Genomic DNA, 14358 nt, shown 5'->3' with positions numbered 1-14358 from the left:
CAAGAAGATCGTAACCCTGAAACTCGACATGGATTCCGTCTAGGTCGACGAAACGCGCACGGCCCAGAATCACACGTGGACGGGATACCAATGGCCATCTGGCCATCTCACAGAGGATCTGTTTCGTGCCGAATGTTGATTCAAAAGCAAAGCGCGCCCTCGTGGAGGCGGCGCTGGGGCCTGTGCGAGAACTGTGCCGAGCCTGCCGGTTGTGCGGCCGGGAATGTGGCGTGGACCGGCTCCGCAACGAGCCGGGCTTCTGTGCGACGGATTCCGGGCACCCGGAGCGTGTCCGGTATTCGTCGGCCACCCTGCATTTCGGAGAAGAACCGCCGCTGGTGGGCCGCGGCGGCTCGGGCACGGTCTTCTTCACGCACTGTAACCTGCGTTGCGTGTACTGCCAGAACTATCAAATCAGCCAGTTGGGGCTGGGCGAGAACGCCGGATACATGACCCTGGCCGAGGACATGTTCCGCCTCGAACGGGCGGGCGCCGAGAACATCAATCTGGTCACGCCGACACATTACATCCTCCCCATCCTGCTGGCCTTGCGAGAGGCCTACGGCCAAGGATTGACGCGCCCGATTGTCTACAACACCAATGGATTCGACAGCCTCTCTCTGCTCACGTTGCTGGATGGCATCGTGGATATCTACCTGCCCGACGTGAAGTATTCGGACCCCACGTGTGCGCTGACTTACTCCAATGCCCGTCACTACCCCGAAGTGGCGCGGGCAGCGGTCCTCGAAATGTACCGGCAGGCAGGCCCGCTGAAGCAGATCGATGGCGTGGCGGCAAAAGGCCTCATCATCCGGCACCTGGTCTTGCCCGAGGATCAATCCGGCAGCTACGACTTTCTGCTCTGGCTCAAGGACATGGGACTGGTGGACGTCACACTGAGCATCATGCGCCAGTACTCGCCGCAGCATCTCGCCATGGAGTACGAGCACATCGCCCGCCCGGCCACCGACAAGGAATACGTGGATGTGGTGCAGTATGCCGCACGTTTGGGTTTTCAGGACCTGCTCGTCCAGGGCGCGGACAGCACCGGCGTCTACCTGCCGGATTTCGCCAGAGACGACCCGTTTGCGTAGGCAATCGAAACATGAACACGGTGTGAAACACCGCATAGGTCAAGCCGGCGGGTTTGGAAGGATGTATTCTGGCCGAGGCGAGCTTTCAGAAGCCCAGAATGCTCTCTATCGAGGGCAATGGTCTGAATTGCTCTACGGCGAAGATGGCATAAAAGCACAGCAAACCCAGTGCCTCGAGACGGCTCACTTTGCGTTCAGTCGTGACAAAGACCTGAATCACTACCGCCGCCAGAATCAGGAGGGGCATGGCAAAAGAGATCAGGGCCCGGTCGACCGTCATCGGGCGGATAAGACAACATATCCCTAATACGATGAGCTGCGTGAAAATATTCGAGGCGTAGACTTCGCCGATTGTCACATCCGATTTGCGTTTGAACGTGGCGGACAAGCTGATCGTGAGCTCCGGCAGGCTTGTGCCGAAGGCGAACAAGAGCACGCCCATAGCTAACGGGGAAATTCCGAACGCCGCGCCCAGCTTCCCGCCCGAATCCAGGGCGATTTTCGAGCCGGCGATAACGCTGAAAATGCCCAGCACGCAGAACACGGACGTCCTGACTCTGGACGTGTGCAGGTGGCCCGAAGACTGGTCATCGGCTTCAACACGGGCCGTCTTGAGCACGTTCCATACGTAGGGAATGTAAATGAGCATCAGGATTATGCCTTCGGAGCGCGACAGCCGTCCGTCCAGGGATAGCACGAGTACGAACGCCGAGGAGAGGATCATCCAGCTCGATTCCCGGGACTGCACCTCTTCATGGATGTCGATCGGGCGTATTAACGCGCAAACCGCCGTTACGAAGGTCAGCGTAACAAAATTCGAGCCAATAACGTTTCCGAGCGAGATCGAATCCTCGCCCCGAGCAGCCGCGAACGCGGAGATGGTCAGCTCAGGCAGACTTGACAGCACGCTGACGCCCAGAATTGTAATAACCAGTTCCTTGACGCCCAGCGAGCGGGCCAGAACGCCGGTGTTGCGCGTGACGAACTCCGAGCCTCCCCAAAGCAGCAGCACACCGACAACAAACAGCAAGACATCAACAATCATGCGAACCCCCTTTCGCAGGATTCCGGAAAACATGTGATTCGGTAATGAAACGATTCAATAAACATCTGGTGCCGTTCGACGGTAACGTGCCGAGCTCAGAGCATCGGGTCCATCGTGAGAACCGGCGGTCCCTTGCAAGACAGAGCCGTATTGTGCCCGCCTGGGCGAGCACAGTCAATCATTGAAACCGCAACACCAGCTCGCCGAAACTTGCATCGTCGGCCCCCGCATGAATCGACTGAACATCTTGTCCTGTTGCGCCATCGCGAGACTCAAACTCCCGGCTGAGGCAACCTCCCAGACTCGAATCACCTGCTCGTTCTGACTCGCCGAGGCGAGCCGCTGCCTGAAGCCAGGATGGGCGAGGAAGACAAGTTGTTTCCAGAGGAACTTCAGCTAGACCACGTTCATCCGAATGCTGCCCCAATAACGATTTGCAAATCCACGGCATTTACTGAGCCTGAGCGGTCCGCGTCGCAATTAGGAGCGCCGGCGCCGGCGGTCAGCGTCGGATCAGCCCCGAGCGCGGCGTTGATGACGAGTTGCAGGTCGACCGCATCGACCTTGCCGTCATTGTTCACGTCGCCCTTTATGCCGGGGACAGCGCCGGCCCCCACTGGGAGCCCGGGCGGCGGCGCTGTCGCCGCACCCGAAAGTCCGAATGGTCCGCCTTCGGCGCCGATGTCGTTGCGCGTGCCGTCTGCGTCCTGAAACTCGACCGCCGGGTCTCCTGCGTCGCGGCAGGGCGAGCCGTCTGCGAGCCGCAGGTCCAGCATGGATGCGTCAACGAACAGCGGGTCCGCGGAGCGGTCGGTTGGGTTCCCCGCGGGGCCGTCGAGATCGACGGCGTTGCCAAACCAGTCGTTGTATCCGCTGCCAAGCAACGCCCCTGGGGGCGCAAACAGTGCCGTGGCATTGCCTGCAAACACGTTGTTGGCCAGCAGCACGAACGTCGCTGCCGGACCGCCCCACGCGCCGTACGGGGCGTTCCCGTAAACGGTGTTGTTGGCGAGCACCACGGAAGCCTCTTTGTCGGCCAGCAAGCCTACGCCGTTGGTGTGCAGGACGCAGTTCGTGACCTCCGCATGCATCCCCGCGCCGACGCGCAGAGCCACTTCGGCGGAATGGGCGGCCAGACCGCGCACCACACAGCCTTCAGTGGCTACAATGAGAGCGGACTCGCTGGCGTCCCCGGCAAGTTGCGTGCTGTACGGCCCGGCCTCGCTCATCAAGGTCGTGTGAGGCAGGAGCACCAGCGGCGATTCGCAGTATGCGCCGGGGCGTAGCACGATCGTGTCGCCACGTCCGCCTGCGGAAGCTGCCACGGCTTCCGCAATGGTCGCAAACGGTCTCTCCCCCGTCCCATCACCTTGCTCAACCGCATTTGCATCGGCATACAGCGTCTGTGGCGGTCCATATGCGACCAGCGCTTGCTGTTCCACGCCGGAGGTGCGGTACAGGGCCTTTCCAACGAGGTCTGCCGCGGCGGTCTTGCCGATGTTCGAGCGTATGCGGTAGGTCACGTGGGCCGGCAATGCGGGTGGCCACAACCATGCGAAACCCAGGTCGCCCGATTCGCCTTCGACAGGCGCGATGGCTGGCGGTTCCGAGGCATCAACGATTCCCTCGAAGATCCAGCCTTCTGGGAGCGTTTCCACGAGGCCGAGGGCGGAGATGGGTTCGCCGCCGACGCCGGTGAACGTCACTGTCACTTCGGAGGCGTCTCCGTTGGCGGCGATATCGCGCACGGCGTACAACGCGGGGAGTGCCGCATCCGGAGTCAGGAGCTTCGCATCATCCGTCTCGATGCTCTTGGCCGCTGCTTTGGTGGCAAGACCCGGAGTATAACCGTCTTCCGTGCCTTCCGCGACGTGGTAGCCGCCAAGGTTGTAGAACTGGATGACCCGCAGAATTTCCGACACGCTGATTCTCCAGTCCTGCGGGTTGTAGTCGCTATCGTGCGGCACACAGCAGGGATCGGGCGCTCCCGAAAGGCCAGGTTCGTACCCGTCCTCGGTCCCAACGGCGCAGTGATACCCGCCAAGGTTATAGAACTGGATCACCCGCAGGATCTCCGACACACTGATCAGGTAATTCGCGGGATTGTAGTCCAGCGAATGATGGATACGTTCCGCCACCGAACCCAGACACCCAATCGCGGCCGTCTGCTCAGTGCCGCCCCGTCTGTAGAGCACCTCGCCCGAGAACGACATGTCGCCCGTCTGACCCGAGGGCACGTTCACGCGATAGGTGAATGTGTACGGGAACTCGGGGATGCAGGTCCAGACAAACTCGAGCGTGCCGGTCGCACCGGAACTCGGGACCGTCGCGGGACCGCATCCCGGCGGGTCGAAGCTGACCAGCGAATCGAATATCCACTCCTCCGGAAGCTGTTCGATGACCGACAGGGCGGTGAGATCGTCTGCCCCCAGGTTCTCGATGGTTACTGTGATCTCCTCGACTCCCGGCGACGCATACTTGTGATACCAGAACGACCGGGTGGCTGCCATATCTACTACACACGACGTGACAGTGATCGTCACCGTCGCGACGTTGCTGTTCAACCCACCGTCGTTGGCGGCATACGTAAAGGTGTCCGGTCCGACATACCCGGAATCTGGTGCATACTCGAACGACCCGTCCGTATTCAGCGTCAGGGTGCCGTAGCTCACATTGCTGACAAGGGCCGCCGTGAGTGGAGCGCCCTGAGGATCCGTGTCGTTGCCCAGAACACCCGGCGCCGGAACCGACAACGGCGTGTCCGCGCAGGTCGTGTAGCTGTCGTCCATCGCTACCGGCGCAGCCGGACCCAGAGACACCGCGACGTTCACGCCGGTTCCCGCGTTGATGGAAGATGACGCAGGAGGATGCTGACTGACCACCTGGCCCTCGGGTATGGTCTCGCTGTACTCGTAGGTCACGCGCCCCGTCAGGCCGGCGGCTTCGAGGGCCGCCACCGCATCCGCTTCGAACATGGCCGACACGTCAGGCACGACGGTCTGCGGCAACGCGCCCAAATACGGGTAAGAGCCGCCGGCCAGCATGTACCACACCGTATCGAAATCCCACCCAACGGCCGTAAACGTGCTTAGGGTTTGCATCTGCGCCGTTGGCAGTCCTGTACCACCGTCGGATACCGTCATCCCGCTGGTCTCGGTATCCCAGAACGAATCCTCGACAGTGCCTCCGTTGTTTACGCCCACCAAGCCTCCGGTGTTTGTAACGCCGTTCACGAGACCTGTTGCGTAGCAACGGATTATCGTGTTGGAAGGCGAGTTATATCCGACGAGACCGCCGATGGTATCCTGAGCCGTTACTTCGCATGTCGAATAGCAGTCGGATAGCGTGCAGTTCATACTGAAACCCAGCAGGCCGCCAACGCAAGTGGTATTGGCTGTGACCACCCCCGACGTATAGGTTTCGGATATCGAGCCGAAATTATTGCCCGCCAGGCCTCCAGCGTAACCCGCAGTCGATGTAACCGAACAGGCCGCGGAGCACTGCGATATTGTTCCGCCCAAATTGAAGCCCATCAGGCCGCCAGCGTCATCGTCGCCCGTCACGACCCCGCTTGTATGGCAATTTGATATTGCGCCCTTGTTATAGCCGACCAGGAGGCCGACGCAATAAGAACCCAACGCCGACGCCTCCTTGATGGCGAGATTCTCGACGCTCCCGCCAATCTCGATCGCCCCGAAGAGCCCGATGTAGTCTTCGTCGGGACGATCTATCGTCAGCGCCGTGATAGCGTGCCCCTGTCCGTCAAAGGAGCCGGTAAATGCCCGCGCCACCGGATCTTGCCAGTCATGCGTCCCGACCGGGCTAAACCCCTTTCCTCCATTCCAGCTGGCTGTGGCCGAGGCATCGATATCCTGGGTCAGGATGTAGTCTGCGTCCAATGGATAGGCGGGGTCGTTGCCGATCAACTGCAACTCCTCGATGCTCGATATGGGGATAGAAGGCGGCGCCCCGAGCGAGACAACAAGGTTCACGGCGCTCCCCGGAACCACCTCCGTGCCTCCTGCCGGATCCTGGCTGATCACAGCACCGGAAGGTACGGTCTCACTGTATTGCTGTGTCACTACGCCCACGGTCAAGCCAACAGCCGTGATCGCTGTTTCGGCATCGGCTTGCAACAGCCCAACGACATCAGGCACGGCAACGGGAGACTCGGGGCCAAGGGAGACAACAAGGTGCACCGGCGCGCCGGCGTTCAATCCTTCACCTTCCGGCACGCTCTGGCTGATCACAAAGCCCACCGCAACAAAATTGCTGTATTCGTAAGAGATTTCCACGGACAGACCAGAACTTTCCAACTCCATGACGGCGTCCGCTTCGCTCAGACCCGTCACGCTGGGAACCGTGCGTTGCGGCGGATTCGCCAGATACGGATAGGAGCCTCCCTCGAGCATGTACCAGACCGTGACAAAGTCCCAGCCTGCGCCTGTGAACGTGGTCTCGGTCTGCATTTGCGCCGTGGTGAGCCCCGTGCCGCCTGAGGAGGTCGTCTTCCCACTGGTCTGGGTATCCCAGAACGAGAATTCCACCGTGCCGCTGGCGGTCAGCCCCAGCAGCCCACCCGCATCCGTCGTGCCCGTCACCGCGCCCGTCGAGTAGCACTTGGATACAATCCCGCTGAAGTTCCTGCCTGCCAGGCCGCCCACGTACCGGACGCTGGCCACCGCGCCCGTCGCATAAGACTGGGAGCACGTGCCGTAAGCGTTGTACCCCACCAGGCCGCCGCCATAGCTGGTTGTGGCCGTCACCGCGCCCGTCGCGTAGCATTGAGTTACCGTGCCGGTGTTCCAGCCGGTCAGGCCGCCCGCGTAGCTGGCCGTCGCGGTCACGATCCCGGTCGCGTAAGACTGGGATATCGCGCCGTAGTTCTGACCCGCCAGACCGCCAACGTAAGACGTGCCCGCCACCGCGCCTCTCGAGAAACACTGCAATACCGTGCTGCCTGCTGGGAGATTGCCCGTCAGGCCGCCGACGTACTGCGCACCCGTAACCGCACTGTCCTCGAGGCCAAGGTTCTGCACGACGCCGCCCGCGCCCAGCGCCGCGAGAAGGCCCACATAGTTCTCGCCCGGCCGGTTGATCGTAAGCCCGGTGACGACGTACCCCTGACCGTCAAATTTGCCCGTAAACGGCAGTGATGAACTACCGATCGGGTCAAACCCCGCGCCGCTGTTCCAACCGGCCGTCGATGACGCATCGATATCCTGAGTCAGGACATAGTGCCCGTTAAGCGGATAGCCTGGGTCGTTGCCGATCAGCTGGAGTTCTTCGACGGTCAATATGGGAGTAGGTGGAAGCACAGTGAGCGTCACGCTGCGCGTGTACTCCGCGCTGTTCGTGAGATCGGCGAAGACCGCCGTATCTGTATGAACACCGGCAGGCAGAGTATCCGCATTCGCATTCAGAGCCAGTTCCACCGTCGTGGACGCGCCTCCCACGAGCGTTCCGCTCGCAGGCGCCGCGTCAACCCATGGATGACCCGCCGACACGGACCAATTCAAAGAACCTCCGCCCGGATTAGAGAGTGTGTAGGTCTTTGAGTCAGGTTCAAACGGCCCCCCTTCCATACCGGAGGATTCAAAGCCCTCCGCGGGCGTTACGACCAATTCCGACGACAACGGCTCCAGGAAAAGCATCAGGTTGGGCACAAGGGTAGTCACATAAGGCGTGGGGTTAGCTGTCCCAGACCAACTGAGCGGGTCGCCGTATCCGCTATCTGTCTCGTAACAAATGGTCCGTGATACGCTGGTATCTGTGTACCGGCAATAGCCGTCGCTGGTATATGAACTGTTGTTGAAGGAGAAATCAATGAGGAGATTGTCTGTTCCGTTATAAGGGAACGGTGTCGGAAATTCGAAGGTGACCCACCCCGTATTGGACACCGTTTCGTTTGCCTGATACCCGACGGTCCATCCCGTGCCTTCCCATGCAGGAGAGGACCCGTACGAACTCATCGAGGTATGCTTCAGTCGGATGGTCCAATTGTTCATCGCCTGGCCGGGAAGAGTCGTGACGTCCAACGCGAGGGAAGTGATGGCGCACGGCGTCCCGATCTCGGAGGCCAGATAGATCACCTGCGTGCGGGCATCGTGGAACCAAGTGCTCATCGGGAAGTACCAACTGTCCGTACCCGAGCCGATTGTCACCCAATTCGGTGTTGTCGCGCTCCGTTCGACCGTATTGGTGTCTTCGTTCCCCAGGGCATCTACGGCGCGCACCACGTAGTAATATGTCTGGTTGGGGCCAACGGTTGTATCGGAGTACGCTAAGTTTGGTGTCGTGCCAATGAACGTCCCTATCGGGCCGCCCGGGGCCAGATCCCGATAAACGTTGTACTTGGCCGGCACGCTGGGATCGGCGGCAGCGCTCCACGCGAGGTCAACGCGGCCCGGACCCGCGCTGGCGCTCTCGAGGCCCGCAAATACGGGCGCCGAACAATCTACTATCGCGGTGGCCGTGACATCCGCGGGAACGCCGGAACCGTTGTCGTCGTCGTGATACCTGGCGGTGACGGTGTCGCCCTCGTTGACCAGAAGAACGCCCGGACTGTTTGTCGTGGACAGAGCTATCGGCCCGGCAAAAGCGCCTGTGTTCTGGCTCACTTCCGTCAAGACAACGCTCTCTCCAGCGGGTTCCGAAGTGGAATCCACGGTAACGGTAACGGTATCAAGAGCGCCGGGATCCTGGTTCAAATCACAATCACTGACCCTCACGATAGCCGTCGAAGAACACCCGTAGCTCGGCGCATTCAGAGACACCGCTCCTTGCGATGATCTGAAACAACCCACGAAGTCCGGGGTAGCCGCCAGGGAAAACACTTGGGGCCCGCCCGGAACCGATGTACCATTCACCACGATCTCCCAGACACCTGTCGCGGGCGAATCGACCACCACTTGTTCGATATTGTTGCGCGCGTCAGGCTGCGTCCGAACCGCCGGCGAGGAAGGGTTCGCGGGGTCAAGCGTCCAAGGATAGTAGGTCGTGCTGGCGGGGCTGACCACCGTCAGGTCAAGGTTGTTCACGAGTTCAGGAATTGTATTGGCGGCGCCGGGGGGGTCGTCCCACGCGATCGTCACCTTGAGGCTGGGCGTTCCCGAGGCAATGTCAACGTAGAACTTCTTCTGCCCGCCGTTGTCCAGCGAATCTTCGCGAATACTGCCCCCGCGCAGAAAGTCGATGGTGTTTTGCGTTCGTACGGACCCGTATCCGAATTTGTAATCAGGCCCCGCATTTCCCAGGTCCGCAGCGTTGTGCGCCAACAAGACCTTAAGCATGGAATTGCGCGGCAACGGGCAGCCCGGAAACAGGTTCTTCCACTCCTGCAGAATCAGGGCCCCCAGGCCGGTAACGGTCGGGGCGGCCATCGACGTTCCGCAGATCGTCCCGTAACCGCCATCGGACCACGTCGACGTAACGCCTCCGTCTCCATTGGACTGACAGCCCGGCGCGCAGATGTCGGGTTTGATGCGGCCATCGTCCGCCGGTCCCCAGCTCGAAAAGTCCGTCATGCTGTCGTTGTTCGAATTCAACGCGCCCACGGTAATGTGGTTCTTGGCGCAGGCAGGCGGGGCCGTCGTGTGGTATGTGGTGCCACACGTTCCAGGGCCCCGTTCATTCCCGTTGGCCCAGATGATGCGCATGGGAGCGCCGAGACTGCCGCACACGATGGCGTCGATGAGCATCGACGTGGCCCCATAATCGCCCTCGTATTCGCAGGGAAACCCGTTTGCAGCAACATTGGTGCCGATCGAGTTGTTGGATATCATCGCCCCGTGGACGTTTATTGCCTCGTCATAGTCATCTTCCAGGTCGCCTGGGTTGGTGTACAGAAATGTGCCCGTGCCGTCGTACTCGAACCCGTACGAGGCGATGGTGACCGCGGGCGCCATGCCGCGCCATTGGAGGGCCGTCCCTCCCGCCCCCGCACTGCCGATTCCGCTGCCGCCAATCGTTCCCGCCACGTGCGTTGGATGGTAATGAAGACCTGATGCGTCGTATACGGTCAATCGCCCGTCGAAATCCACGTGGCTGGCCAGCGCGGTGCCGCCGTCATACACGAGCACGTTGATCCCGGAGCCGTCCAATCCGTACGGCGGGGCGTTCACGGTATCGACCTGGGTGATTACCCGGTTGGAATCGTTGTTCACGTCAAACGGCGGCAAGGGGGGTTCGATCCACTCCACAACGTCTTCCGCGGCAAGCGCGGAGAGATTCGCCAGGGGAATCCACGCCACCAGCCCATTAATGCTCCGCATGTAGCTGCGCACAGCCCCGCCAACGCGCTCGAGAGCATCTACCCCGTCCCGCTCCAGCTCGACATCCGCCTGAAAAATGACATAGATTGCCAAGGTCTCGACCTGCTCATCACCCCCTTTTGACAACTTGTCCTTGGCAAGCCGTCCCTGGGCCCCCCGGCTATCGAAAACACAATACGACGGGTAGGCGCCCTTGAGAAGCATCGGGTCCAGTTTCCACTCGGGTCTGACCTCGAACGCCGCCGCAAGTCCGGCATCCTCTGCCGCGCGCAGACCCGCCTCTTTGCCGCTGATTCGCGCGAAGTAGGCGTTGCCATCAAGATATCGGAGGAGGTTTACCCCCGCCGCGCGCAGTTTGGCCCGCTCCTGCGCATCAAGCGCGCGGTCAAACTGAGCAATGACGTGCCGGCTGGGTCCGGAACCAAGGGAGGCCATCGACTCCGTGGTGGCCGCGGCACCAGAAACAAGACCTTCCGCTCTCCAGCGGATAGGGACAGCCGGACTGGACTCTGCGCCCCATGCCGGGAGAGCCTCTGCCATCACGCCAGCCAGCAGCAGCAATTCACACGCAACGTGCCAGAACCCTGTACGCCCGGTGGATGCCGCATACTCTCCATTGTTCCCGACTGCCCCCGGCCGGGAGTTCCAGGTACCCCTACCGATCCCCATTTTGGTTCCTCCCAACAAATGTGCCCTTTTTATATCCGATGCTCGCATGCACGGCAGCGCGCTTACTCGGGTTTACAGTGCATCTGCCTTGCCGCCGCCAAGATTCCTCTCCAACGTGTGTATTTCCACATGCCCAATTCCTTGACAAGTCGTTTCCCTCCAAAACACGAGAACTAACTGCATCGGGCTTGCAGGATCCGGCATCCCTCTCTACTACCCGAAATTACAGAAAGGGGCCTTTGCCCGCGAAGAAACCATCCTGGTGTTGTCCTCCGCTCTGTCAATTCGGGCAAAGGCCCCCTCACTCAAGAATCCAACAGACCGCCTACCGTCAACCTGTCATCGCCGCCGGCTCTACTTGGCCGCACGGCGTTTCCAAGCGGCACGCAACGCCAAACCGCATGCGAACAGAAGCGCGGTAGCCGGCTCGGGAATGATGGGATCAATCCTTACGTTGTCGACCCCCACCCCGCTGTCGTTGTCGACGAAATTGAAGTCCATCATCTCAAACACGGGAATCGCATACGCATAGGCGTTACTGAAACCGATCGAGTACCGATACCACCCATCCATCCCGGCCACAGGAGCAATCGAGCCGCTCGACGAGATGATCCCCGCGAAGTCCATGTCCATCAAGCCGATGGCGTCGTCATACACGCCATTGAGCAGGTCGAACGCCCCGAGGTCATCGGTGAAGTACAGGCTGGCCACGAAGTAGTCCGGCCCGAGCGCGAAATCCGGCACGTCACCCGACAGCGCATTGAAAAAATCGAATTGGAGGGTATATGCCCCCGGCTCCAAAGCAGCGCCTTGAAACAGGAGGCTGTACCACTCGGCATCGTCTCTCAAAACGGCCGCCCCGCTTTCAACGGCTACGTCTCCCTGAACCGACCATCCGTCCAGGCCGCTGGAGAAATCTCCGTTGACCAATGTTGCGTAACCCGTTCCAGCGCAACACAGGCTGGCGGCCAGAATGATGGGGCTCATCGCGAAGTATCGTTTGCACATAAAACTGAACCTCCTGTTCTTCGCACCAGTGACTCGCATCACTTTTCGCGGGCTACTTACGGGTCTATCCGTGTCCCGCAAGCAGCCCGCGTACCGTTGTTGTCTTATGGCGCCATGCCCCACACCTGAATCACCTCGGAGAATCGGTGAAGCAACGAGAAATGGAACACAAACTTGATCTGGAACGTCACGGATTGCCCGGGGAGCAACTCCGTGATACCGGTCTTCTCGCCCAAATCGTAATAGAAATCACCATTCTCCCTCTGGCCGCTGGCTTCCGGCATATCGATCTGCCAGCGACCGGGAATCGATCCTGGCGCAGTGCCCACGAAAACGGCGTGTATCGGGAGTTCAATTGTTTCCGTTGAAACATTGGTAATGGTCAGGTCTGCCGTGCAAACCATCATGCGCGTGATGCGACTTGTCATGTACGCGCTTTCGTTGGCAGTACTCATGGAGACGCGGCCGGTCACGTCCTGGAAAGTCAGTTCTTTTACGCAGATGACCTCGACATTGTCCGTCGCCGTGTCCTCGCCATCCGTCACTTCCAGCTGCAGCACGTAGTTCCCGGCCACATCCGGAGTGAACCAGGGAAGCGCCGTCGTCCGCCCGGAAATGTCGTCATTGGTCAGCCCGCTAAGAGCCGGCAGGGAGACAAAACTCCACAGGAACGCCAATGGCTGAGGCCCGCTATCCGGGTCATAACTGGCCGACCCATCGAGATAGGCTTGGGTTCCATACGCAACACTCTGGTCAGAGCCGGCATCGGCAACCGGCGGCACGTTCTCCTGCTCCGTAACCGTGATAACGGCTACAGCGATATCAGATTCAAACCCATCCGATACGGTGAGCACCAGTTCGTACACCCCCGCCACGTCCGGCGTGAACGACGCACTGCACAAGGTACTGTCGACGATGTCGTCGTCCGTCAACGCGCTCCCGGCCGCCACGCTGAAGAAGCTCCAGGCGTACGTAAGAGGCTCCGGACCATTGTCCGGGTCGTAACTGCTGCATCCATCCAGCACCACCACATCGCCGAGCAAGGTCTCCTGATTCCCGCCGGCATCAGCGTTCGGGGCAGCCTGCGCGTCAGCCGAGACCATCACGTAATCCGGATCACTGTCCAGCTCGTAGTCCCTCACCACCAGCTCGAGCACGAAATCGCCCGCAACGTCCGGAATGAACGACGGACTGGCGGTATCCCAACCGGCGATATCGTTGTCCGTCAACGCACTCGCGGGCGGCAGAGTCTGGAAACGCCACTCGTAAGCGATCAAGTCGCCGTCCACGTCGTACGAGTCGCTGCCGTCCAGGGTGATTGTCCGGCCGGTGAGCGCGTTGATCTGGTCATCGCCCGCGTCCGCAACCGGCGCATCGTTGACCGGCGTGACCGTGATGGTCACCGCCGCTTCGTTGCTGTCAAGCGAGCCGTCGTTGGCCCTGTACGTGAAGCTGTCCGCGCCGTTGTAATTCGCCGCGGGCGTGTATACGAACGACCCATCCGCATTGAACGTCAGAGCACCGTGGCCGGGGCCAGTCACCAACACCGCCGCCAACGCGTTGCCCTCCGCATCGGTATCGTTGCCCAAGACACCCGGCGCCACAATCGTCAGCGTCTGGTCTTCGGGCACCGTATACGAATCCGGGTTCGCGACCGGCGCACTCTGCTCTGGAATAGATGTCTCCAGAACAGACGTTTGGATTGGGTCGCAGCACAGACGGTACTCAGCATAGCCGGAGATCATCTGTGTCCCGCTTTCCTCAGCAGGAACCTCCACGCGATATACAAACGTTGCAGGGAACGCCGGCACGGCCAGCCAAGCGAACTCCAGAGTCCCGCCTTGGCCGGGCGTCGGCGATATCACTGCGGACGGCCCACTGACCGGCTCGACGTACGTCCAGCCATCAGGCAGTGTTTCGAACAGGCCGAGCGCCGTCACGGGGTCGGACCCGTCGTATGTGAACGTCACGGCAACGTCCAGGGTCTGACCCGGAGTGTACCGCTCAGGCGAAACTTCACGGGAGATTTCGAGTGTCTCGACTGGCACGTCCGCTACCGTGATCGTGATCGTCTCGCTGTCGCTCAACGGCGGTTCGCCATCGTCCGTAACCGTGATCTCCACGCCCGGGTAGCTCCCGGAATCGTCATAGCCGGGGGCAAGGGTCAAGGTCGCCGTCCCGTCCCCGTGGTCCACCAGGCTCGCAAACGCAGGCAGGCCCGCCGCCGTGAACGCCAGCGCGTCCCCGTCCGGGTCCGTCGCGCTCAGCG

At 60.9% G+C, this 14358-nt stretch carries 5 protein-coding genes; 1 reads left to right on the top strand and 4 read right to left on the bottom strand.

The genetic code is table 11. The features are described from left to right. Positions 1-125 precede the first annotated feature (125 nt). Positions 126-1094 (top strand): radical SAM protein, encoded by a 969-nt coding sequence (locus PLJ71_16535; protein ID HQM50296.1) that lies wholly within the window; start codon positions 126-128, stop codon positions 1092-1094. A gap of 85 nt (positions 1095-1179) precedes the next feature. Here PLJ71_16535 and PLJ71_16530 read toward each other — a convergent pair whose 3' ends face one another. The 4 genes from PLJ71_16530 to PLJ71_16515 all read right to left on the bottom strand — a co-directional run. Beyond that, entirely contained in the window at positions 1180-2139 is a 960-nt protein-coding gene (locus tag PLJ71_16530) for a sodium:calcium antiporter (GenBank protein ID HQM50295.1), read from the bottom strand. A gap of 407 nt (positions 2140-2546) precedes the next feature. Continuing rightward, positions 2547-11081: a PASTA domain-containing protein gene (locus tag PLJ71_16525; GenBank protein ID HQM50294.1), complete on the bottom strand. Its 8535-nt coding sequence runs from the start codon at positions 11079-11081 to the stop codon at positions 2547-2549. Between the two features lie 354 nt (positions 11082-11435). Next, positions 11436-12089, bottom strand: a complete 654-nt coding sequence (locus PLJ71_16520; protein HQM50293.1) for a hypothetical protein — start codon at positions 12087-12089, stop codon at positions 11436-11438. Positions 12090-12193: 104 nt separating this feature from the next. Beyond that, a partial coding sequence (locus tag PLJ71_16515) for a tandem-95 repeat protein (GenBank protein HQM50292.1) occupies positions 12194-14358 on the bottom strand: 2165 nt, incomplete at its 5' end.

The organism is Candidatus Hydrogenedentota bacterium (assembly GCA_035416745.1).
Classification (GTDB): domain Bacteria; phylum Hydrogenedentota; class Hydrogenedentia; order Hydrogenedentales; family SLHB01; genus UBA2224.
Note: the sequence above shows the minus strand (reverse complement) of the source record. Positions and strands in the feature narration are given on the sequence as shown.

Coding starts and splice junctions, on each gene's coding strand:
- PLJ71_16530 (HQM50295.1), bottom strand. CDS start 2,139: ATGATTGTTGATGTCTTGCTGTTTGTTGTCGGTGTGCTGCTGCTTTGG.
- PLJ71_16525 (HQM50294.1), bottom strand. CDS start 11,081: ATGGGGATCGGTAGGGGTACCTGGAACTCCCGGCCGGGGGCAGTCGGG.
- PLJ71_16520 (HQM50293.1), bottom strand. CDS start 12,089: ATGTGCAAACGATACTTCGCGATGAGCCCCATCATTCTGGCCGCCAGC.